The organism is Lysinibacillus sp. Bpr_S20, from assembly GCF_023337835.1.
Classification (GTDB): domain Bacteria; phylum Bacillota; class Bacilli; order Bacillales_A; family Planococcaceae; genus Lysinibacillus.
On sequence record NZ_JALNLQ010000003.1, the window covers coordinates 1 to 23,714 of the forward strand.

At 34.1% G+C, this 23,714-nt stretch carries 24 protein-coding genes and 1 pseudogene; 10 read left to right on the plus strand and 15 right to left on the minus strand.

The genetic code is table 11. From position 1 onward, the window contains the following. Positions 1-228, minus strand: a pseudogene (gene tnpA / locus MWJ95_RS07800) (IS200/IS605 family transposase); the annotation flags it as partial. 174 nt (positions 229-402) lie between these two features. Further along, on the minus strand, positions 403-711 hold the full coding sequence (locus MWJ95_RS07805) for an antibiotic biosynthesis monooxygenase family protein (RefSeq protein ID WP_249104935.1): 309 nt from the start codon (positions 709-711) through the stop codon (positions 403-405). 91 nt (positions 712-802) lie between these two features. Here MWJ95_RS07805 and MWJ95_RS07810 point away from each other — a divergent pair, with 91 nt between their 5' ends. Further along, the gene (locus tag MWJ95_RS07810) at positions 803-1,489 is read left to right on the plus strand and encodes an ArsR/SmtB family transcription factor (RefSeq protein ID WP_249074477.1); all 687 of its coding nucleotides are present in this window, start codon (positions 803-805) and stop codon (positions 1,487-1,489) included. A 36-nt stretch (positions 1,490-1,525) separates the two neighbouring features. On the opposite strand, the gene MWJ95_RS07815 is transcribed toward MWJ95_RS07810, so the two are convergent. Then, positions 1,526-2,416, minus strand: coding sequence for a DMT family transporter (locus MWJ95_RS07815; RefSeq protein WP_249074476.1), 891 nt, complete (start codon positions 2,414-2,416; stop codon positions 1,526-1,528). A gap of 148 nt (positions 2,417-2,564) precedes the next feature. Here MWJ95_RS07815 and MWJ95_RS07820 point away from each other — a divergent pair, with 148 nt between their 5' ends. Together MWJ95_RS07820 and MWJ95_RS07825 are read left to right on the plus strand one after the other, a co-directional pair. Then, complete coding sequence (locus MWJ95_RS07820; RefSeq protein WP_249074475.1) at positions 2,565-3,236, plus strand: response regulator transcription factor; 672 nt, start codon at positions 2,565-2,567, stop codon at positions 3,234-3,236. Further along, the gene (locus tag MWJ95_RS07825) at positions 3,236-4,471 is read left to right on the plus strand and encodes a sensor histidine kinase (RefSeq protein WP_249074474.1); all 1,236 of its coding nucleotides are present in this window, start codon (positions 3,236-3,238) and stop codon (positions 4,469-4,471) included. Before MWJ95_RS07820 ends, MWJ95_RS07825 begins: the two co-directional genes overlap by 1 nt. 37 nt (positions 4,472-4,508) lie before the next feature. Here the strand turns inward: MWJ95_RS07825 and MWJ95_RS07830 are convergent, their stop codons facing one another. From MWJ95_RS07830 to MWJ95_RS07855, 6 genes are all read right to left on the minus strand, one after another. Then, a complete protein-coding gene (locus MWJ95_RS07830) occupies positions 4,509-5,063 on the minus strand; it encodes a ferric reductase-like transmembrane domain-containing protein (protein ID WP_249074473.1) in 555 nt (184 codons plus the stop codon). Beyond that, a complete protein-coding gene (locus MWJ95_RS07835; protein WP_249074472.1) occupies positions 5,064-5,963 on the minus strand; it encodes an FAD:protein FMN transferase in 900 nt (299 codons plus the stop codon). A 13-nt stretch (positions 5,964-5,976) separates the two neighbouring features. Further along, a complete protein-coding gene (locus tag MWJ95_RS07840) occupies positions 5,977-6,219 on the minus strand; it encodes a hypothetical protein (protein ID WP_249074471.1) in 243 nt (80 codons plus the stop codon). An 11-nt stretch (positions 6,220-6,230) separates the two neighbouring features. Further along, positions 6,231-6,887 carry a copper amine oxidase N-terminal domain-containing protein gene (locus tag MWJ95_RS07845; RefSeq protein ID WP_249074470.1) on the minus strand — a complete coding sequence of 219 codons (657 nt, stop codon included), beginning with the start codon at positions 6,885-6,887 and terminating at the stop codon, positions 6,231-6,233. Positions 6,888-7,080: 193 nt separating this feature from the next. Further along, positions 7,081-9,519, minus strand: coding sequence for a hypothetical protein (locus tag MWJ95_RS07850; protein ID WP_249074469.1), 2,439 nt, complete (start codon positions 9,517-9,519; stop codon positions 7,081-7,083). Beyond that, positions 9,516-10,196, minus strand: coding sequence for an ABC transporter ATP-binding protein (locus tag MWJ95_RS07855; protein ID WP_249074468.1), 681 nt, complete (start codon positions 10,194-10,196; stop codon positions 9,516-9,518). Before MWJ95_RS07855 ends, MWJ95_RS07850 begins: the two co-directional genes overlap by 4 nt. A gap of 332 nt (positions 10,197-10,528) precedes the next feature. On the opposite strand from MWJ95_RS07855, the gene MWJ95_RS07860 reads away from it, so the two are divergent. Beyond that, on the plus strand, positions 10,529-10,933 hold the full coding sequence (locus MWJ95_RS07860) for a hypothetical protein (RefSeq protein ID WP_249074467.1): 405 nt from the start codon (positions 10,529-10,531) through the stop codon (positions 10,931-10,933). Between the two features lie 659 nt (positions 10,934-11,592). Here MWJ95_RS07860 and MWJ95_RS07865 read toward each other — a convergent pair. Together MWJ95_RS07865 and MWJ95_RS07870 are read right to left on the minus strand one after the other, a co-directional pair. Next, complete coding sequence (locus MWJ95_RS07865) at positions 11,593-12,090, minus strand: S4 domain-containing protein (RefSeq protein ID WP_249074466.1); 498 nt, start codon at positions 12,088-12,090, stop codon at positions 11,593-11,595. A gap of 657 nt (positions 12,091-12,747) precedes the next feature. After that, positions 12,748-14,226 (minus strand): Lsa family ABC-F type ribosomal protection protein, encoded by a 1,479-nt coding sequence (locus MWJ95_RS07870; protein WP_249074465.1) that lies wholly within the window; start codon positions 14,224-14,226, stop codon positions 12,748-12,750. Positions 14,227-15,418: 1,192 nt separating this feature from the next. On the opposite strand from MWJ95_RS07870, the gene MWJ95_RS07875 reads away from it, so the two are divergent. The 3 genes from MWJ95_RS07875 (at position 15,419) to MWJ95_RS07885 (ending at position 17,781) form a co-directional block, all read left to right on the plus strand. Continuing rightward, a complete protein-coding gene (locus MWJ95_RS07875; protein ID WP_249074464.1) occupies positions 15,419-15,856 on the plus strand; it encodes a LytTR family DNA-binding domain-containing protein in 438 nt (145 codons plus the stop codon). 12 nt (positions 15,857-15,868) lie between these two features. Beyond that, positions 15,869-16,303, plus strand: a complete 435-nt coding sequence (locus tag MWJ95_RS07880; RefSeq protein WP_249074463.1) for a DUF3021 family protein — start codon at positions 15,869-15,871, stop codon at positions 16,301-16,303. 176 nt (positions 16,304-16,479) lie between these two features. Then, complete coding sequence (locus MWJ95_RS07885) at positions 16,480-17,781, plus strand: alpha/beta hydrolase family protein (RefSeq protein WP_249074462.1); 1,302 nt, start codon at positions 16,480-16,482, stop codon at positions 17,779-17,781. A 144-nt stretch (positions 17,782-17,925) separates the two neighbouring features. Here MWJ95_RS07885 and MWJ95_RS07890 read toward each other — a convergent pair whose 3' ends face one another. Both MWJ95_RS07890 and MWJ95_RS07895 read right to left on the minus strand, forming a co-directional pair. Then, positions 17,926-19,497, minus strand: coding sequence for a thiol-activated cytolysin family protein (locus tag MWJ95_RS07890; RefSeq protein ID WP_283164709.1), 1,572 nt, complete (start codon positions 19,495-19,497; stop codon positions 17,926-17,928). A gap of 320 nt (positions 19,498-19,817) precedes the next feature. Further along, positions 19,818-20,486 (minus strand): DUF4097 family beta strand repeat-containing protein, encoded by a 669-nt coding sequence (locus MWJ95_RS07895; protein WP_249104937.1) that lies wholly within the window; start codon positions 20,484-20,486, stop codon positions 19,818-19,820. A 182-nt stretch (positions 20,487-20,668) separates the two neighbouring features. On the opposite strand from MWJ95_RS07895, the gene MWJ95_RS07900 reads away from it, so the two are divergent. The 3 genes from MWJ95_RS07900 (at position 20,669) to MWJ95_RS07910 (ending at position 22,304) form a co-directional block, all read left to right on the plus strand. Further along, a complete protein-coding gene (locus MWJ95_RS07900; RefSeq protein WP_249074460.1) occupies positions 20,669-20,812 on the plus strand; it encodes a hypothetical protein in 144 nt (47 codons plus the stop codon). Between the two features lie 63 nt (positions 20,813-20,875). Next, complete coding sequence (locus MWJ95_RS07905; protein WP_249074459.1) at positions 20,876-21,634, plus strand: MerR family transcriptional regulator; 759 nt, start codon at positions 20,876-20,878, stop codon at positions 21,632-21,634. Positions 21,635-21,644: 10 nt separating this feature from the next. Beyond that, positions 21,645-22,304: a GAP family protein gene (locus MWJ95_RS07910; RefSeq protein ID WP_249074458.1), complete on the plus strand. Its 660-nt coding sequence runs from the start codon at positions 21,645-21,647 to the stop codon at positions 22,302-22,304. A 117-nt stretch (positions 22,305-22,421) separates the two neighbouring features. On the opposite strand, the gene MWJ95_RS07915 is transcribed toward MWJ95_RS07910, so the two are convergent. Continuing rightward, on the minus strand, positions 22,422-23,069 hold the full coding sequence (locus MWJ95_RS07915; protein ID WP_249074457.1) for a hypothetical protein: 648 nt from the start codon (positions 23,067-23,069) through the stop codon (positions 22,422-22,424). A 6-nt stretch (positions 23,070-23,075) separates the two neighbouring features. Continuing rightward, positions 23,076-23,711, minus strand: coding sequence for a 50S ribosomal protein L3 (gene rplC / locus MWJ95_RS07920; RefSeq protein WP_249074456.1), 636 nt, complete (start codon positions 23,709-23,711; stop codon positions 23,076-23,078). Positions 23,712-23,714: the final 3 nt, after the last annotated feature.

A 23,714-nucleotide genomic window follows, 5' to 3' on the forward strand; every position in this document is an offset into this window, starting at 1 on the left:
ACCACATGAATGGGCGAACCACCAGTAGTTAACAAACAAAAACTTCTTGACCAGAACATTTCTTTCCAAAGTTTTTTTACGAACTAATGGGAAGTCACGTTTTATCAGTCGGGAACTAGCACTCTTATACGCATTGATGAACTTACTATAATTCTGTATTAGGTTTGCTTTAAACAAAATGTGAACATGATCTTTGTCATGATTCCACTCATCAATAGTAATATTATATTCTTACCTAGATACGCCTGATTTTACTATAAGGCATGATGTGTTTAAATACTTTTGGCTAACGCCAACCACAATTCATCTCCCACCTATCACTGTGCTACGCCCTGCACGTGATTGAGGAAGGAGTCTTCTTGTGGAAAACCGATAAACTTGGTTTGAAGTTCCCCAATTTAATTACATTGTAAATGAATAATCTTTTAGGACCTTACATATTTCCACATTATATTGCTTATACCATTTTTCTTTTCCAAATTTCTGTGCAACTAGATGTTTTGAATTTTCTTTCCATGCCTGAATAGCCTCTAGTGATTCCCAATAGGATACAGTAATTCCCTTTCCTTCAGTATTTCTGGCACTTTCTACACGGAGAAAACCGGGCTGTTTTTGTGCTAATTCGTCCATCACTTCTGCCATCTTGGCATAGCCTTCTCCATCTTCGTCTGTTCTTTGTGATGTAAAAATTACGGCATAATATGTTTTCATAGCTATTTACTCCCTCCTCAATATGTATTATTGTAAACGATAAATACTATTACGAATATCGAAATGTGAAATGCAGAAAGGATTGTGACAAATGGGTATTAATCCAAACATGGCTGAAATCGCTGCGCTTCTTGGAGAAACTTCAAGAGCTACGATGCTCGCTAGTATGATGGATGGTCGTTTTCATACTGCCAGTGAATTAGCTTATATGGCAGCCATTAAGCCTCAGACTGCTAGCTTTCATCTTGCAAAGTTAGTAGATGGTAAACTTGTTAAAGTAGAGAAACAAGGTCGTCATCGATATTTTCAATTAGCAGACGAAGAAATTGCTCATTTCCTCGAATCCTTCTTAGCAATTTCTCCTCCCCCTGAAGTACGTTCTTTAAAACAATCTAGTCAAATGAAATTATTACAGGGTGCAAGAACTTGCTATGACCATTTAGCAGGTAAACTAGGTGTTCAATTAACAGATTCATTGGTAAACGCGGGTTATCTAAAACTAGAAGAGAAGCAGTTTCTCATAACATCTGAAGGTGCACAATTTTTCACAGATTTCGGTCTTGATTTAGTTGATTTAAAAAGAAAGCGTCGATCATTTTCCCCTGCCTGTTTAGATTGGAGTGAACGACGTTATCATCTAGCCGGTGCTCTCGGTCAAGGGATCCTTGCGCATTTATTACATTTGGGATGGGTGACTCGTGTCCCGTCAATTCGTGCCATTAAAGTGACTGAAAAAGGAAAGGCTGGCTTTAAAGAAGTTTTTCAGCTAGATATCTAAACTAACATAGGGCTCTGCCTTCTTTCCGCGGACAGTCTATACTCGATTCTCCGCGGATATTTTCCTTGTGTGAGCCGTAAAGTTGCGATTCACCAAATAAATACCAACAATAATAAACAGCCCTCCTATGACTAGCGATGGTTTTAACGGATCATTTAATAGTATCCAGCCTGTTATCACGCCGAAAAAAGGGGCTAAAAACAAAAAGGCACTCGTTTTTCCAGGATCACTATTTTGTAAAAGATAATACCAGCCTGCAAATTGAACAATTGACGAGAAAATGCTAAGCCATAACAAAATGAATACCGAATGAACATTCATAGTAAAAAATGGTTGTTCTAACACGAAACTTGCCAATAAAAGTAATAAACCACCAAAAAGCATTTGATAGGCTGATAGCACCCATGTATCAAATAAAACTCCCCATTTTTTAGCCAGTAATGTTGCAATTGCCCAAAAAACAGCTGAAAGAATACCAAAAAGAATGCCGATTTCCCCTTCAATCTGCATACCCATTGTAATCGTAACCCCAATTAACCCCAAGAAAACACCACACCATTGATACAATCGGTAACGCGCTTTCGTAAATATTGTAGCAAATATGACTACAAGCAATGGATTCGTAAATGTTAGAATAGAAGATTCACTCGCCGTAATGGTCCGTAAGCTTAAAAAAATACAGCCCATTACACCCGCAGTTTGAAATGCTCCAATTGTTAAAATTTTCATCCAACCTTCTTTTGAAGTTGGATGGGGTCTTTTCAACGCTGACACCACGACAGCCATCAAAATCCCTGCCAGTAGAAAGCGAAGTGCAGCCAATAATAGTGGCGATGAGTAAGGTAATCCCAATTTAACAATGGCAAATGAAGATCCCATTAAAAAGGTCGTTAAAACTAACAATGCTGTAAATTTATAAATATTCATTATTTCCCCTCCTATTTCAATTAAAGAACATTATAGATAGGAAAAACTTCAACTCTTATCGAAGTATGGAATACATATAATTTTTTCAGTTTCATTTCATTTTTAATGTGTATACTTAGTTGAATATAGGTACTAGGAGGAAGTTGCCTTGAAAATATTACTAGCAGAAGATGATGCAAGATTAAGAAGAAATATCGTTCATATTTTAAAGAAAGAATTTCACAATGTGACAGAAGCAGCGAATGGACAGGAAGCGCTAGACTATACGCTTATAGAGCAATTTGATCTTGTTATTTTGGATTGGATGATGCCGCACCTTAGCGGAATTCAAGTGTGCCAGCAATTACGAAACACTGGGTTCAATGGTAGTATTTTAATGCTAACAGCGAAGGACGACACAGAGGACATCATTAAAGGACTTGATAGTGGCGCAGATGATTACATAGTAAAGCCATTTAAAATAGAGGAATTGTTAGCAAGAATTCGTGCATTATTACGGAGAAAAGATAAAGTGATAGAGCAGGTCATTCAGATCGATCAATTACAGCTGAATGTAGATTCCCGTGTGTTTTTGTATAATAATGAAAGTATTGATTTAACTAAAAACGAATTTTTACTTTTAGAGTATTTATTTATTAATAAAGGTCGTGTACTAACGAGAGAACAAATTTGTATTTATATTTGGGGATACGATTACGATGTTTCGAATAATTCCTTAGATGCTTTAGTCAAGCTTGTACGAAAAAAAATTGATGATGGTCAATCCAAATCACGTATTCAAAATGTTAGAGGGATTGGCTATAAACTGAGGGAAGATTAATGTTTCAGAAAACGAAAAAAAAATTATCCTTTTTGTATGCAACACTTTACTTGTTGTTATTTTCACTATTCGTTATTGTGCTATACTTTTCCCTCGTAAAATTAATGGAAAATCAACAAATAAACGAATTACAAGACTTTTATGTTCGGCAAGAGCACGATTTCTTTGAACATGTTCATGCCAACACTAAAACGTTAAGCTATGATCCAAATCGCAGTTTTTTTTACTATATTTACACAAAGGATCATAAGTTTGTCCATGGAGACGAATCTTTCAAGGGACTGAAAAATCAGATTGAAAAAGCGTTTGGCAATAGAAATCCAGATGAAGACCTCGTACAGCATTATGAATGGCAAGAAGAGCATTTTCTACTTCTAAAAAAGCCAATTTTCAACGACGGTACGGTAGCCGGTTATATAATCGTTGGTAAATCTGTGACATCACAGCATCATTTTTTCCAAATGACAAAGTATTTATTAGTATTATTAACTTGTATTTCTACGGTCTTAATCGGTCTGCTGTCCTATTATATGGCTGGGAAAGCCATGATACCTATTCAATGGTCATTTGATAAACAAAAAAAATTCGTATCCGATGCATCTCATGAATTACGAACGCCACTTAGTATTTTTTATAGTTCACTTGAAATTTTAGAAGTAGAGGAAGGCAAGCAATTAAGCCCTTTTGGAAAAGAATTAATTACGGATTTAAAAGATGAGGCTGAAATAATGAAAGAGCTTATAGAAAAACTGCTGTTCTTAGCAAGACATGATCAGCAGCAAGTTTCCATTCAAAAAGATACCATACCGTTATCAACTTTACTTAAAAAAGTGAGCACGAAATTCCAAAGGATTATGCCTCCTGAAATACAGTTTTCTACAGAAATCCAAGAAAACATCGAGTTACTCGGTGATGCTTCAAAAATACAAGAACTGCTTTATATTCTATTAGACAATGCGATTAGATATACAAATAGTGGAGCCATAACACTTACCCTTTTACAAAATAAAGACACTGTAAAAATGACGGTTGCTGATAGTGGAATTGGTATGACTGAACAGGAATTGCCTTTAGTGTTTGAGCGATTTTACCGTAGTGATGCTGCTCGTCAACGAAATGGCTCTGGTTTAGGTCTTGCCATCGCAAAAGCTATAGTGGAGCAGCACGATGGGAAAATTTATGCGACAAGTTTTGTGGACAAAGGCACTACATTTCATATTGAATTCCCTATTTAATAAGGAATCAGGGCTTGTATAACAGCCCCGATTCCTTTTAATGATTAGGTGACGTTGAAACATTTCCTTTTTTCATGAACTGGCTTATTGTTCTTGCTACCAGTACTAACATAGTAATCCCTCCGGAAACTACATAAAACAATATAAACAACGTATTTTCTGTATCCGTTCCAATTAACACTCCATGAGCAAGTGAAAATGCCCACGCTGGTAACACAAGAAAGTGAAGTTTTTTCCATAAGTTGCGATTCATTGTTCGAATCCATAAATCCGATGTCATGATGACCATTAAAAACAAATAAAATGCGATTGTTCCAAGAGCCGATGGTAGAGACTGATATTTAGCTGAGAAAGGAATTAAAATCTCCGCTATGCTAAAAGGCTCAAACCGATCGATTAAAAGCACTAACATATGTGCGATTACGGTAATTAACCCTAGCCAGCCCGCATTTTGATGTATATGATAAATTAAATTTTTATGTGCTTTGACAAATGATGATTTTCTCAACAAACCAAATATAATGGAAATTGTAAAGTAAAAATACGCTAACAACCCTAATAATCGAATCCATTCCCAAGTACTGATGATCATTTATTTCACCCCCGTCATCTTCCAATTTGCTGCTTGCCCTTCTTTAACAATGAAGCGAGCACTTTGTTGACAATTCTTTTCGAACCATCGCTGTAATTCACCCTCATCCATAAGAAAGCAAAGTTTTGCACCGACCTCTGCATCACATAGAGATGACGTAACGACTGAAGCTTGTACTACTTCTGTATTGGCGATTTGACCTGTTTGTCCATTTAATAAATGATGTTTCTTCGTAATTCCTTGCAACCAGCTACGATAAACTCGATTCGAAGTAGCGATGGCACCTGTTTTTAGTTTAATCGAGCTAATTTCCTTGTCGACATCCCAGGCATCTGCAACACCAATTGTCCAGGTCTTTTCCCCGGAAGACCACATTTTCATATCCCCTCCCCCGTCTATACATCCGAAATCAGGTGATACCTTTTGCTCAAGCCAATTCGCCAATTTTTCAATGGCATACCCTTTCGCAAATCCACCTAAATCAATTTCCTGTGGAGCTATCTTCATCACTTTTTCATCACCTAGAAATTGAAACGGTTGATCTACAATCATAGGTTTATTTTGCAAGTCAACGCTGTTAACTTTATCAAACGGGAAAGATTGATTGTAGCCATGCAGTTCCAATTGACGTTTAAGATATGGAGAAAATAGACCATTAGAACGTTGATAATACCGATCCGCTTGCACTAAACAATCATATAGGAGCGAACTAATGCGGAGCGTTTCGCCAACTTCTAAACTATTAAGTTGGGCTAATTCATTATCTGATTGAAATCTTGACCATTCTTTTGCTACGTATTGAAGCCATTTTTCGGCCTCATCTTTCCATGCAAAACGTACACCTTTTGGCATAGCTAGATAAAATTCAGTATTCATTATTTGTAAAGTTAGAGTATCCACACAACCCACTCCATTACGTTCTTTTCGTTTTGCGGTCACTTTTGACAGCAGGTTGACTTGTCACTTCAAAATTTGTCCAATCTAGCTGTACTAGTTCTTTTTCTTTTTTCGTCATCTTTTCCTGATTTACATCCTGGATAGCATTGGTGCGTGTCATTTCGGCTTCTGTTGGGCTATTAATTTGGGTTAGTATCGCTGCAGATAAAAGTATCCCAGACGCTCCTAATACCCATTTTGCCTTTTTCGGATCTTTCATAGTGCTTCCCCCTAATTCGTAATTGGCTGGCAGACAAACGTTTGGTTGCTTTCTTGCCACTCTGCTATATAACCTAAGCCATTCGTTATAGTACTAATAGGCAAATATAATTCTTCATTTACATAAAATGCTTGTGCAGGTGATGGTGTTTTTACACTGTTATCATAAACAACATTCGTTCCAGCACGGTAAATTAATTCATTCCCCCGTTTTTGTATATCCAAAATTTTACTTTCTTTATAAAAGGTTGCTTTTGCTCCTAAAACCTCCGCTACTGCTTTTCCCGGTACAAAAAATTCACCGTCTTTTGGTATCACAAAAAAGCTCAGTTCCTTATTTGTATCTTCTACCTTTAACGTGACCTTTTGAGAGCCTGTGAAAGGTAACACTTCTTTATCTACTGCAACTGTTCGTGTCCAAATATTCCAAGTCCCTTTTGTAGTTACTGCATCTTGAAAATAGTAAGTTTCACCCTCTTTTTCATCGTCATCGTAATATTCCTCGTCGTCATCATCATCGTCGTGGTCTTTATAGTAGTCCTTATATTCTTTATACTTTTCATGTTTTTTATCTTCATGTTTGTGATCGTCTGCCTGTACGACTACGTCATTTGTGATGAAAATTGCCAATAATAGAACTACAACAAGACTTATTTTTTTTACCTTCATCTACAACACTCCTTTCCTTTGACTTCATTGTAGGTTTAAAAAATGATACGAGACTGAATTTTTCAAAAGAATTTTAGACAAATAAAAAAACACCTCACGTTGAAAAACAGGTAATGTACCTTATTAAATCAACGTGAAGGTGTTTGTCTATGGGACAAGAGTTGTTATCCAGTAGAAGGACCTAAATAGGTGCTTATTTATCTTTAACTATTGCTGAAGAAGAAAATACAATTTTTGCAAAGGTTATACACCCAACAACACAGCTTAATGTTATTAACGATGATACTATGCCTACAATAATCCAAACAGTTGAAAAGTTCATAGCAAGAAGAAGCACGAGACCCGTTATCACGCCAGCCATAATTGTTATACCTGTCCATAAAAATACTTCCTTGCATAAATGGAAAAGAGTTTTTGTCCTTGTCCAACCAATAATATGATACATTTTCAGCTCTGTACTTCTAGACTGAAATAAAACATGTAAACATTCACTTAGCCCTAAAATGGATAAAATAAAAGTAGAAATTAAAATAGATAGTTGAAACCATAAAGTTGCATCTACAGTAAACTCTCCTAAGGAAGATTTTTGAGCATTTACTAATACATTTCCAATACTTGTTGTTTGAATGATTAATAAAATGGTAGAGACATACAAAACGACCATAGTTGGTATAAGAATATTCCGATAATAAAGAAATGAGTATGCTTTTTTATTAGCAATATGCCTTTTCTTTACCTGCTTATTAATAGAAAAAACAAGGCTTAGTATTAATAAACCAATAAGAAAAATAATCGTTGTAATAAAATACGCACTTGTTTCTAATGAAAATAATCGGATCAATGGGAGACTTATTATATATGCTACAAATAGTAACATATACTGTTCAAAATAATTTCTTTGAATGATATGTTTCCGTTGCCAGCCCACTATACTAAGTAATTCATCCTCATTTTTTAGTATAATCTTCTCAAATAAAAGCCTTGCTATGAACCATACAATCGTAAAAACAACAAATAATATCGTTGTAATAAAGGTTAATTTATTCCAGTTTTCTTCAAGCTCTTGTGCTACACCTAATGTAGTCCAAGGCGCTATAACTTTTCCAATACCTTCCACATCTAATGTTTGATTAACAAAAGAAGATCCTGCTACAATATCCACTTCATAACCTGATTTAAGTAAATCAATTGCTACATTTTCAATTTTTTCTTGAGCTTCACCATTATATTCATTGATACCTGCTACTCTTATTCTTATTGCATCAATAGGCTTTGGTCCTTTAATAATTTCAGCAGTTTCCATCGATATTAATGCACCAGCAGGTTGTGCAATAAAGCTTCCCGGTATAGTAGTAGGTTGTAATAAATGCCCCTGTGCAGTTTTTATGTTAGCTGTAGAATATATACCTAAAGGACTAGAGGAAAGCTCTTTAGTTTCAGTTCCCGAAGCTGAAAAAGTTCCTACTTGCTCAAGAAGATAAGGTACCTCTCGTGACTCATATAAACTACTCCCTTTTTTATCTATTTCTTTATAGGATGGAGGACTTCCTTCTTCAACTATATTTATTTTGAAAACTTCATCCGAAAGACCATATTCTAATTTATGAGCAGTAAAAAAAACAGGTGTTTCTCCTCTATTTGCAACAAAATTACCTGTAATTTCAGGTTTAAATTGTTCATTTATTTTCACTGGTGTACCATCAAATGGTCTTTGAAAAGAAGATAAATCAATTTCACGATCAATAGGTGAACTTGCTTCTTTTTGATTTAACTCCGCTATTATTTTTTTTCGGGTTGATTCGTCAGAATTCATTAACCAATCCTGTTCTGATAGACCTAATTTCTTACTATAATCTTTTAGATCAATATCAAGTGTCTCTGTTTTTAGTTTCAAAGTTAGGGGGACTTGTATATCCTTTCTTTGTATAACTTTTATAATAGGGATGTCACCAAAAGTACTATGAATTGCTTGTAACTCTAAAGGGTTTATTTCATTTTCCAGTTCAGAAAAATCAACTTTTGTTAATTTTTGTTCACTTTCAACATCAATTGCAGCTAGTAAATGGTAAGTGGATGGAAGCATAATTTCCATTGTAGCTCCTGAAGCTGTTTCTCCTAAAGACAAATCTTTTAAGTATTGAACATTTCCAGGTTTAGATTCTTTAAAATAGATAAGGCTACGAGGAGGACTTAGAGAGTAATGATGATAGCCATCGGTTGTATAGAACTCCCATGTGAATCTTGTAGATTGATCTAACTGTGGCAATTCAACAGATAATTGTTTACCAGTGAAATAGCCAATCGATGCAACAGGAGCTGCAACTTCAATGGCAGGGTTAGATTTTAGATTTTTCCATTCCTCCATAGATATTCCACCTTGACTATCACCTATATAATTCTCTTCAACAATTCCAATCTTTTTTTCAATATTTGTCCTAGCGTTAGGAGGTCGTACTAATAAATCATAGGATCCTCTTCCATGTTCAGAAATCGAATTTTGAACAACTAACTTTGTTTCCTTGGTGTTTTCAAGACCTATAGGTATTAAAAGAAATACGCTAAGAAATACTAAAATAATTGTAATTGAAACAAACTTCCTATTTTTTATACGATTCCAAGCAAAATGTATCATAATTTATTTCCTCTGACTTCTTCTAGTTTCCCAAGGTTTAATCTATATGTCACATCACCTTGGTTTGCTACTTCCTCATCATGAGTAACTAATAAAATTGTCAAACCCATTTGCTTTAATTCTAACAATATATTTATTATTTTATTTCGATTAACTAAATCTAAGCTGCCTGTAGGTTCATCGCAAATTAAGACTTTTGGATTTGCAATTAAGGCACGTGCGATTGCGACTCTTTGCTTTTCTCCACCTGATAAACTTTCCGGTAGTCTGTTAAATAAATTTTCCGAAATACCTACTTTTTGCAAAAGATTTCTTGCCCTACTATATAAGTTTCTTTTTGGTTCATCATAATACAATGGAAGCACTACATTATCTAACACAGAATAATGAGGTAGAAGTTTGAAGTCTTGGAATATAAACCCCATATTAAGTCTTCGATAATTATTTCTTGTTTTTTCTTTTATTTTATGTATATTGATTGCTTCATAAAGAACATCACCTTCATCGGGGTGTGTTAAACCAGCTACGCAATTTAAAAAAGTGGTTTTTCCACTACCAGATGGCCCTATAATTGAACACCACTGTCCATGATCAATTACTAATGAAATATCATTAAATATTCCGAATTCTTCAGAAAGATAAGTATAAGTTTTCTTTAAATTTTTAATCTCTATCATATTTTTCCTCCTAATTTGGATTATTAAAATGCAAGCCTTTCACCATTCACTTTTGATTTACTAGTACATGAACCAAATGAATTATAATAATATGTAAATTATACATTTTTATCAAATATAATCAATATTATTCCATTTAAATTTATAATGTATCCAACTAGTTAAACTTATCTTCTCTGTTTTAAAAATAGATTTCCAGTAAGGCAATAAAAATATTACAATAATTTGAAAATTCACCATTTACAATACAATTGTTTTTATATACAATAAATATTAACATCTAATACATTTATTGGATGTTAATATAATATATCCCAGGGAGGGTTTTATTTATGAAAACAAAAAAACTATTATTTAGTGCACTGGCAGCAACATTTATTTTAGGAGCAGGTTACACAACTGCATCTGCATCTACTGCTGAAGAACCGTCTAATTCTATTACTCCACGTTACGTTCCCGTAGATGCGTATATTTCCCCTAAACTTGTTACATTAAATACTTCTAGCTCAAGTGTAACAAAAACAATCGGTTGGGGCGGAGGAGTTTCATCATACTATAATGTGTCATATAATGATGGATATACTTCTCGCACGTTTACGGCTGATTTCTATAGCACGACTCATACTAGAACTTATAGTTTATCTAAAAATGACACTACCCGAACTTGGGATAACTATTTATCGGTTACTAATGGTAATACTGCTTCAGCAACCGGGTCGGTTACACTTAGAAGATAAGTTTTATATATAATATGATATAAAATCGTATCTTTTACTGAGTATAAGAGCTTCTCATTTTCTTCCAGGAGAGAGATGACTACTCCCTTTCTCTCCTGAATTTTTTCGTATTTTTAAGATCTAACGAATATTCATATTCATTTTTTCGTTAGATCAATTATGACATAGTGATTTCGAACTAAGTAATTGTTGTTTCGTAAACATAAGTTATTTCATGTGTATAAAGTTGAAATAATACGATAAAGTTAAGTCCTCCATTCAATAAATTGAATGGAGGCTATTAAGATTAGTGAATTTTTAAAAAATTGTAATTAGGGAAGAAATTTTTGTTAAATTTCCCTTTTCAATGTAGAACTGTCTATATAACATTGAACATGTCATATAAGCATTCAAGCTTTCTTGAAAATATAATATTGTACTTCCTTTAGGAACAAAGAATGTACACGTTTCTTTAGAGGACAATTCATTTAAATACCCCTTTGCATCAATTTTTTATCATTGGAAAATCAAAAACAACTGTTCAATCACTTAATCTATCCATCATGTAAAAAATACCTTTTTCATAATATCGCTTCCCTCTTCCGTGAATCTTCAAACAAAATAGGTTGCAAATGTGTGAGTGTTTTATCTACCACATTGCAACCCTGATAGTATTTTGTTCAGTCAATGGATATAGAAATGCGTTCGCCCTTTGACAATCTTGAACTTGGTTTTATGACTTGATCATTTAATTGAATCGTTCCTTTTTCAATTTTTTTGATAATCTGTGATCGGCTCCAATCCTCAATTTGGTTTGCAAGCACTTTATCAATTCGATGTTTTCCAATCACATCATCCAGTACAATGTATATCATCTTAATGCCTTGTTGTATGAAGCTGTTTATCGGAATCGTTGACAAAAATGAAGATTCTTCTTGGTGCTCCTCCATTTCAGCAACATGCTCTGAGAACGTTTTATAAATAGCTAACTTTTTGTTCCACGTATGATTTTTTTCACATTTATAAATTGCATATTGGTAAATATTTTTTCCGTTTGCGTTATGTCTTCGCACATTTGTATCCGTAAAAATAGATATTTTCCCACACATTTTGCAGTGCTTCTTTACGGTACATTCAGGTATTTGAGAAAGTGTCCAGCGAATTGTAATATTTAACATTATCCTTCACCTCTTAATAAGATATAAAGGAACGCAAGCATCTATTCGGATATCTTGCAGTACAATGTAAAATGAATGAAATAAAAAAAGGAGATCCACATAAGGACCTCCTGTCATATCGAGACTACAGGGTTGCTCGGTTCCTTTGTAATGAAAAATGGGCATACTACCCCCTTGAAAAAAACATTGTTTTTTTGAGGGCAATGCTATCCAATTTATTAATCATTACAAAGTAAAGTTTGGCATACGTGTTCTCCTGTATCCTTTCTATCCAAATAGAGTTATCCCTACATTACCCGTAATTAGCTTCGATTGCAAGTGTAATATTTTAAATTATCCGAATTGTAACACATTTTGAATTTGAACTTAAGAAACCCTATTAACTTTGTAGCTAATAGGATTTTCATTCAAGTTTTTTATAATATCATTCGTTTTATATTACATAAGGCTATATTAAAATTCTCCCAACATAATTTATGATACGCTTAATCTTTTGACAAGCAACGTGGTCTTTTGCAGTGATATTGATTGATTTCATACAAAACAAAAAGCACCCTTGTTTAGATACGATATTGTAACTAAAACAAGAGTGCTGTATATTTGTTTACTCAAACGATTTTATATGATTTTTATAAAGAGTTCAGTACTTCATATTACCTACATAGATACCGTTTTTGTTGCAACTGTTTGTTGAAATGCCTGATCATGTTCAACAAACACCATTGTGGGATTAAATCGTTGAATAAGCTCCTCAATTTGCATGCGCGAATAAATATCAATAAAATTCAACGGTTCATCCCAAATATAGATATGAGCTTTTTCACATAAACTTTTGGCAATCAGCAGTTTTTTCTTTTGTCCACCAGAATAATGAGATATATCTTTCTCAAATTGAATTCGGTCAAAGTCCATCTTTCGTAGGATGGATTTAAATAACGTTTCATCAATCTCATGCTCTTCAATAAAGTCCGATAATAATCCCTTCAAATGAGAAGTATCTTGTTGGACATAGGAAATGATGAGACCTGAACCTATATTCATGAAGCCTGTATGCTGTATCGGATCTCCTTGAATTAGTTTGAGGATGCTACTTTTTCCGCTTCCATTCTTTCCATCAAGTACAATTCGGTCACCTTGTTCAACTTTAAAGCTAACTGGCTTATTCACTATTTGGTCATCGTACTGAACAGACACATCAGCCAAAACAATCAATTCATTTGCATGAAAATCCAATGATTCTAATTTTAATGACTCCGTTTTTTCCACATTTTTTAGCAGTTTCGACTTCTCCTCAATAGCTTTTTGTTGCCTTGACTCAAGGTTCTTTGCCCTCTTCATCATCTTTGCTGCTTTATGTCCTACAAAACCTTTGTCTAACTTAGAGCCCGAATTCGTTGTCCCATTTTTGGAAGCTTCCACTTGATTAGACCAACCCGATGACCGCTTGGAAGACTGTTTTAATCTCCCTATGTCTTTTTGTAAACGCTCATTAGTTGCCTCTTCGTGTTCCTGCTGTCTATCGAAATTTAATTTCCAAGAAGAATAGTTACCACTTTGAACTTCAATATTGGCTCTATTTATAGAAAGGATATGGTCAACGCATCCATCTAAAAAGTTTCGGTCATGTGAAATTAATATAAACCCTTTTTTCTTCCTTAAATATTCAGAGACCATCTTTCGCGCTTCCGTGTCTAGATGGTTCGTCGGCTCATCAATTAATAGAAATTGACCCTCCGTCAAAAAAAGTGCAGCAAGCAACACCTTTGTTTGTTCCCCATTTGATAACGTTTTAAAAGGTCGATACATAACCTCGGCATCAACGTCTAGATAGGATATTTCACGAAGAACTTCCCAATCTTCTGCTTGGGGGCAAATTTCTTCCATGATTTCATGAGTATACTTGTTTTTATCCGAAACTGGATAAGGGAAATAATTAAATTCCACCGAAGAATTGATTTTCCCACTATACTCATAATTCCCTAATAATAAATTAAAGAAAGTTGTTTTTCCTCGTCCATTTCTACCGATAAATCCAAGTTTCCAATCCGTATCTATTTGAAAGTTTACATTTTCAAAAATATTGTCAAAGCTACTTGGATAAGAAAAAGTTAAATTTTGAACTTGTATCATTGACATGATAATTCCTCCTTTGTATAGCTATACTTTTTACTTTTTATACAAAGTCGGCATATCCATCCATTGTAAATTTCTCCGTATAAGTTCGATGGATATTAACGACTTGTACGGAGTAATACATGCGTAACAATAGTATCTGAATCGCTCATTTTTAACTCTCCTTTCTTTCTTAAAAGTTCCTGATATGAACCATGAGAGAATAAAAAAACCCTCCCAATTTGTAATAATTGGAAGGATTAATCTTTAACACTTATCATAAATAATTTCTATTTTGCCATTGGAACCATGACAAAAAACGTATAAACTGATTTATAAAAATGGACAGACTAATCCTATATTTTGTAATTTGAAGTTTGAAGTTATTCATTTCAAATAAAAATATAGTTTAGTTAATCATTGTCCATTCATCAGTCCTCTCATAATTGTAATTATATATTAGCAAACTTTTTCCTGAAATACAATTCAAGCATCAACTTCACTTCAAATTATTTTATTTATTATAATACCACTTAAAGCAAACAGCTTAGGGTTAGTGATTACATCTAAGACATCATACTATACCTAACGCTTGTTACTTTTTATCCTCAAAATGTTCAGTTGAATTTTTTCGAATTATTGATATATTACTAATATGACAGACTGATTATAATACCAACTGGAAGGGGATTCACAATGGATAACAATGTTTTTGTCGTAATTTTAGTAGCATTCCTCAGTGCCATGGTCTGTTGGATTTCAGTTTTAAGAAAGAAAAAAGGATCATAGTGAGTTGCTTATGATAGCAACTCATTTTGTTTTAAATTCCAAGCCAATATTTACCGTGATCACTTGTACATCTGGTCATGGTTTTACATGTATCTACATTAAGAAGTAAATTAATTATAGTACAAATTCGATAGTTGTTTTAGCTGCAAATTCACCCGTAATTTGCTCAACCAAATATAAAGTCAGGGTTAAGTACGGTGAGTGAAGATAATAGTTATAACCATTGTGATTTTCATTATACTTTACCTGAACTCGCCCTTTTTCCTACACTTGACTTAGCCGATTCTGGATACTATCATAAAATAAAATCCAAACGGGATAAAATGTAAAATAGCATTATATATGGATGTGTTATCATTAGAATCAAACCTTTTTAGCAGTTTATCCTCAAGCAAAAGAAATAATTTGAATTTTCGTGGGTGATAATATGAAAATTTCAATAGAAGAAATAAGCCAACAATTAGAAGAAGAAATTATTATTAGGTGTCATGAGGTTAATGAAGAAATAAATGCAATTATGAACAAGCTGAAAACTGAAAACCCTATTTTACTCGGTCATCAAAATGATAGTATTCACCGCATTAAGCTTAGTGATATTTATTATTTCGAGGCAGTCGAGGGAAAAGTGTTTATGTACTGCAGGGACAATGTTTTTGAGGTAAAACAAAAACTATACGAGCTAGAGGAATTATGCAAAGGTAAAAACTGTTTTCGCGCATCGAAATCAACCATTTTAAACATCACGAAAATTTCATCTGTTTATCCGACCATAAGTGGCCGATTCGAAGCGGTGCTGGATAACGGAGAACGTGCTGTTATATCAAGGCAGTATGTGCCTGTCCTTAAAAATATGCTTGGTTTATAAAGAGGGATACATATGAATTTTTTTAAATTTGTACAAGAGATAATTAAGGATTTCTTTATCATCTTCGCATCCATAATCATGGTGATTACTTTGTTGCGACAAATGTATTATCCTGACATGGCCTTTGATTTGAAATCGATTTATATCATTATGGCATCTTCATTTTTAAGTGCATTAACGGGGTTTATCTTTTATTCTCCGAATGATCTTAGTGAGAAGAAAATGCGTATAAGAATCATTATTCATTTCTTCACTTTGGAGATTTTATTGATTGTCTTAGGCAGCGCTATTCATATTGTTAATGATGCATCAGGTGCAATCTTTCTAGCACTGCAAATTGCGGTAATCTATATCATTGTTCGTCTACTCTCATGGCAAAATGATAAAAAAGATGCAAAAAAAATCAATGAAAAACTAAAATTAATGAAAAAAGACTTTGATGAATAGTCAAGAGAAGCAGTAGTTACCTATAATAAATTATTTTACGGTAAGCATTAGAGCTTACCGTTTTTTTGCATCTTATTGGCTTGTGAATACAACTTACCGTTTTTCCATATACATCCTTCCATCCGTTTATTATGATGATTTCATAAAAATTTTTCCAATGAAGTGGAGGAACGACTATGGGAATATTACTATTATCAATGGCTTTGATTTTCGAAATTGCTTTTGCCATCTACTGCATAGCGACTAAGCAAAACCATAAAAAATTAAAGAATTGGATGAGGATTGCAGTATTTATCGTATTTGCAATACTTACTGTTTCATCAGTGATTGTCTGGGATTTCCGCTGGGTAATGCTTGCTTTCCTACTTTTCTTATTAGCCGTAAAAGGGACAGTATCTCTTATCCTTAAGATAACGAATATCAAACAATTCAAAACATCTAACATTGTGTGGAAGTCCATTATGATGATATTGTTATTTGTCTTTGTCCTTTCACCCGTCATTATTTTTCCACAGCACCCATCTCCAAAAGTGACAGGACAATATGAAGTCGCAACCGCTACTGACACATTTATTGACAAGAATCGTATTGAGGAGTTTTCTGACAAGGGAGACAACAGAATTGTTAATGTGGAATTTTGGTATCCAAAAAACGCAGATGGAACATATCCGCTTTTGGTATTCTCACATGGAGCATATGGGATCAAGGAAGGTAACGCCTCTACATATACTGAGTTGGCAAGCCACGGTTATGTAGTCGTTTCCATCGATCATCCCTATCATTCCTTCTATACTCGTTCAGAGGATGGAATAGTAACGATGATCAATTCAGATTTTAAAAATGAAGTCAATAATACGAATAAAGGTATTTATTCGTATGAAGAATGGTACAATATCATTCAAAAATGGATGAAACTACGAACAGACGATATGAATTTTGTCATTGATACAATACTTACAAAAGCTAAAGGTGACAATAACCCTATTTATCAACATATTAATACAGAGAAAATTGGTGTGTTTGGGCACTCAATGGGAGGTGCGGCAAGTGTGTGGTTAGGTAGAGAGCGTGATGATATAAGTGCAGTAGTAAATATCGATGCCCCTTTCTTTAGTGAACTTGTTTATAACAAAGCTGATGATAATTTTATGGCAAGCAGCAAAGCCTACACAACTCCCCTTTTTAACATTTATTCGGACGATGTTTGGCGTCAACTGGATCGTACTCCTGTTTACGTAGCGAACAAACTTAATAATAAACAGTTCGAAGGAGCCTATACTACTCATTTCAAAGGGGCAAAACATTTAAGCTTAACCGATTTACCGCTATTCTCACCTATAGTGGCAAATATACTACAAGGAGGAAAAGCCGATATTGATAAGTTCTATTGTATTGAAACTGAAAATGAATTAATTCTTCAATTTTTTGACTTTGAATTAAAGGGAATCGGCCATTTCGCTCCCAAAGAGACATATTGAACACAAAGTTTCTTTCGTCGTTATATAGGATACGGTTAATACCCTTCAAATACTTGTATAGATGTTTGAGGAAATAAAAACAGCTGAGGTTCTTGTGTAACAAGAGTCTCAGCCGTTTGTTTTTCCAAGGCAGGAGTTTATATTCTAATTAATATTACCTGTTGGGTATAATGTTGTTCCTCCAATTGAAACTTTTATTTCATTAGATAACGGAACATTGTATTCATCAATAACTGTTCTCCACCATTCCCATGCAAGACCTGTACATTCTCTTGCATAAATTCTTATATTCTTTGAATTAGGCGGAAGTGGTATCACTGTAGAGAAATGTGCTGTTTTGTCTTTCCAGCTTCCATCCCAAGTTTTATGGGATAGTACTTCTTTTCCGTTTTCGTCATAAGAAAATTCATCCCAGGCTACTTCAAATTGAGCAACATATGCACCATAATGATCAAGGATGATTTTGCCTTTAGAATATTCTGTAGCCGTCGTCTCGATATAATCTGTATTGTTATGAACTGCAGCAATCGAATTATCCTTTAAGAAAACGCTTGTATATGATATTGGGTATGCTGGATTTTTAAGACTAAATTCTGCATTATCCTGAATTATTTTTCTAATATCATTAAAGTCTTTTGAAACAACCTGGTTATGCTTTTGGGAATCTCCCCCTAATACTACAGCAGTAAAGGAACTTTCTTCAAAAATATCTTTGTATTGTCCACTAGTTTCTACATTAGTATTGACATCCTTCAGTAAGGCTTTAAAAGCAGCTTGTACATCCTTACTCTTAGAGCTTGTTTCTAATTTCACATAAATTGTTCTGCCATACGCTACATTTGAAACCATAACGGGAGGAGCACTATTACTTACACCTTTACGGGTTAACTCTTCAAAAGAAACACTATCATCAAAAAGGTCTGATGGATTGTTAGGTAATTCTGCACTTACGGTATAAAATATTTGTTTATATGCCGCAACCATCACTTTTTTCTCTCCACTCGCAATTGCATTAAAGTCAATTCCCAGTGAATTATCAAGAACTTGGGCGTTAACATTCAGAGCGCTTGCTATTTGAGATTTGCTATAAACCATAGATTCTGAATATTGTAGTCTTGCAGGTAAAGTATGGGTTGTTGAATATTTTTCACTCCATGTAGACACTAACTCATCTACTGCCCCAGAAACATTACCATATGTTGGATTATCCACGGTCGTAGTATTTTCCCTTTTCATGCCAGGTAAATCTATGCTAATATTTAGCGGTTTTCTTTTGGCCACTAATAAACTAGGTTGATTGTCTACAAAAGCTTTGTTGGCAAGTTGTAATGCTCCTGGATATGTACGATTCGCCATAGAGTCGATAATAGAAATATCTACCGGTGAAGTTGTAAGTGATTTCTTGTTACGTTCAACCACTATAAACTTATCATTTGAATTAATACCTTCTTTTGGGACAAAACGATCAACCTTATCACCATTCACTGCTAAAACTTCGCTGTTATTATAGTTCAAGTTTGCTATACCAGTATCAATGTCATTAGGATTGCTTTTTTCACTAACTACATTAGAATCAAGTATTGCTGCAAAGGAAATAGTCGGATAATTTATAATGCATAAACTAACAGATAAACATACTAGAACTTTTATTACTTTAAAATAATTTCGAATTCCCAAAAACACCACTCCTTTTAGGAAATTATACCATAAAAACATTTTATTCAAATATAGTACTTTGGTTTTGTGTTCAGATTTTTGAAGAGTAAATATGTAGTGAATATAACAAATTATTATTTCCATTTTTAACTATTTTAGTCATAATAATTATAGTAACAACCTAAATAAGAATTGAGGATAAAAGACCTACTACTAAAGACAGCGTTGCATATAACTCGCATTAGCTACTCTCATACCTGAATCCCAACACCCTACCATTAAATGATCAATTTCTAATTCTTTCGCTACTGTTTTATAACTCCCTCCTGGATCAGTGCTTTCTTCTCGGAGTGGTATTAACTTTGAAGTAGTATCTGTATTTATTTCAATGTTATATTTCCTGAAGAGGTTTCTAGCTGCACTTCATAATCTCCGTTCCCAGATGTTCCTTTTGTTTCTTTTTTACTTTGTTGTTTATCTTTTAATACAATGCCGACTGAACGTCTTCCACTGTTTGATTTAAGTAGGAACGTGGCATTAGGTTTAGCCTCATTCAATGAAATGTCCACTTTTCCACTTGTTGTAGTAACGTGAACATCACTATGAAAATCAAGGAAGTCAAGTTTTACGTTACCACTGCTACCACTAACTTGAAGATCGTGCATTTGCAGATCCTTACCAACGACATTACCAGAAGTGCTATCAACAAAGATTTCCCCTTTGAATTCAGTAGGAACTCGAACTTCTAAATGAGGCATCCGGTCGATTTTAAACAGACGGCTTATATCACTTTTTAATCGAATCGTTAATTTTCGTTTCCCTTTCTCCATTACAATTCCCGGCCCGTTGTCGTATAAAAGTAAGTTTGCTTCCAATTCATCTATATCTGCTGATACTACATCTATATTGATGCTCCCATTTTCAATATAAATGCTATCTATATCTTTAAGGGAAGCTATTTGAATGTCTTCTCTTTCCTCCCCTCCTGAACAGGCACTTACAAACATTATTGTAAAAATAACCGATATAACCATACAGTATTTCTTCATATTCACCACTCCTCTCTTTTGATGCCATTATAAAAGGTGACCCCTCGTCAGTTTCAAGGCTTCTATAAATTAATTCATAAAAGTTTAAAAAGAACTTGAAGCTTACGTTACGTCATTTTGTATACTGTTAAGTAACTACTTTTTGAAATATCTAAATAAATTAGAAAAATAAGGAGGATTAGATGAAACAGGGAGATATAATTATATATGGATGTGTCATTATAGGTGCTGGGATTGGACTGGCTCTAGATCATGCATTTCCTGGTGTACTGATTGGCTTGGGAGCAGGGTACTTACTTAAATCCCTTTTTAATAAAGAAGAATAAGAACGGAATGAATAAAACAGTTGTTAACAAAAGGTATAACGTACAGAAAGGTAGGTTTATTAGTTGATACACATTAACAAAGTGGCAGAGCTGACAGGTGTTACAGTAAGAACACTGCGGCACTACGATAAAATCGGATTATTAAAGCCACCATCCAAAACAGAAGGTGGTCATCGTTTATATACGAATACTGAAATAAAAAAACTACAGCAGATTCAATTTTTAAAAAAAATTGGATTTCGCTTAAATGAAATTATGAACATGCTCGCTTCCAGTGAATGGGATTGGTCTGATAGTCTAAAGAGCCAATTATCTTTTGTCATAAAAGAACAGGAAAACCTAAAGAATATAGAGCAGTCCTTACGGGAATTGATACATGGAATTGCTATAGAAGGTGAAGAAAACTGGGTTGCAATTCAGAAGCTCATGCAATTATCCAGTAAAGATAAAGAAATACAGCAGAATTATAGAGAATCTATATTTAAAGAACGAGAAATAAAGCTATTCGAAAAAGTTCCCAATATGACAAGTGACAGTTCTGATTCACTGGAATGGATTGCTCTGATAGGTCAGTTAAAGCGTTATATGAAGGACGGTCCTAAATCAAGCAAAGTTCAAAATATCATTAGAAGAATGGATGAAAAGCGTTTAGAGGAATTTGATGGTGAAGATGAATTTTTAGATAAGCTGTGGGAAATAAGGATGTCGCAAAAGCAGTCAGAGAAACTGGGATTATATCCGATTGATCAGGATGTACTTGAATTGTTGAACCAGGCATATGAAGTTTTTATAGCTAAAAAGAATAATCCTCAACCGGAATAAGGGGGAAAGAATGGTGAGTATAGAACTACTTCTCCTGATAGGAGGTTTAGCTTTACTGGATACATTAAGCCCTGCTACATTAGGGGTAACGGTCTATCTACTTTTAACAGATAAAGAGCAACAAACCAAACGTTTATTGATTTATTTATTGACGGTTGCAGGATTTTATTTTGCTGTTGGAGTTTCACTTATGTTAGGATTAGGGTTTTTGTTCGAGATTATTTCTGGCTTATTTCAAAATCGAATTGTAAGCTGGATAATCTTTATTATTGGAGTACTTTTGTTCATCGCAAGTTTTTATGTTCCAGCAAAGAGAAATTCAGAACTGCCTTCTCCAAAATCAAAAAGCATTCTTTCAATTGTGGCTCTAGGATTCACTACTTCATTAATCGAAGTAGGTATGGCATTTCCTTATTTTGCAGCAATTGGAATAATGACTACTTCTAATCTATCATGGATGGAGTGGTCTTCTATTTTAGCTGGATACAATTTGATCATGGTGATGCCTTCCCTCTTGCTGCTTCTCTTTTACCTCCTGTTTGGTTGGAGGATGCATAAACCTCTGAAGAAACTTCGAGTGAAACTAGCAAATAATACAGGGTCAGCCCTTTCTTGGATAATGTGTATTGTTGGAATCATTCTAATTTTTAATAGTCTGGATTACTTGTAGGGCGTTTTAAAAAATCCCCTTTAAATAAAATGTTATCTACTTACTGTAGGTTCATTGTTTACTTAAAGGGGATCTACTAGTCTTCAATAGAATGTAGTTAAGGCTTAGGAAGATACTCTATTTTAAATAAGTGAAATCATAATAAGTTTCAATTGACGCTGCTTTTTTCAAGTCGAGAACAAAAGCCTTATATTTCTCTTCTAGCTTTTCATATTCAAGAATAACACGAATGTATTCCATTTGCATTTCCCCATTTTCAGGTGAATTTTGGTATTCGTATTCAATCTCTTCCTTGGATACACGAGTATCTCCCAACTGATTATCAATAAAGCGTTGCATGCGCAATTCTTGCACTACTAATTCTTCAATCTCCTGTTTAGAGTATTCCTCTGATACATCAATTCCAAACTCGTCAAATAATTCTTGCATACAATCCGTAATTTGTTCTTTATCAGGTTCCCATTCAGAAATACTTCTATCCTCATTCATTTTTTGTACAATAAGCTCATGTTCAATGATTGATTCAAGAGCACAATAATAACTCTCAAGAAGGTCTGATGAAGACATTTCAGAAGGTATGATGCCCAACATCAGGTCGTTCATCAGCTCAATATTTAAATAGTTTAAAGTTATTTCATAATCGTTAACCCTTGCCACTATGAACGGTAGTTTAATATTATTATTGTCAGTCAACATCAAAAAATCCGTAATGACTACATTATCTCTACCAATACTTTGGCTAGTATTATTCTTTTTGTTTAACACTAATCATCACCATTTTTCATTCAATTTTTTAATTGCAGTTTCTATTATTACAAACGACTTTTTTGGTCCAGGAATATTCCCTTTAATTAACAATAAGTTGCGTTCCCTATCAACCTTTATGATTGTAAGATTTTGAATAGTGGTTTGTTTTCCACCCATTCGTCCGGGCATTTTTTTTCCTTTGATTACTTTCATGCCATCATTTTTGGCGACTACACCGATGGAACCAGGAGCTCGATGGAATCTTGAACCGTGAGATGCAGGACCTCCACTTAATCCATGCCTTTTAATGACACCTTGGAACCCTTTTCCTTTAGATATCCCGGTAACATCCACTAAGTCGCCTTCTTGGAATATATCTGCACTAATACGTTTTCCAACATCTAATGATGCTCCACGAATTTCTTTAACATATCTTTTAGGATTGGTATTTGCCTTTTGACTTCTTCCTATTTCCGCTTTGTTTGGATTTTTCTTATCAGAAAATCCAATTTGGATTGCATCGTATCCGTCACTTTCCAACGTTTTCTTCTGTAACACAACATTTTCTTCCACTTCAACAACTGTCACAACTATAGGATCTCCACTATCACTAAACACTTGAGTCATGCCTATTTTTCTTCCTAAGATTCCTTTTATCATAAT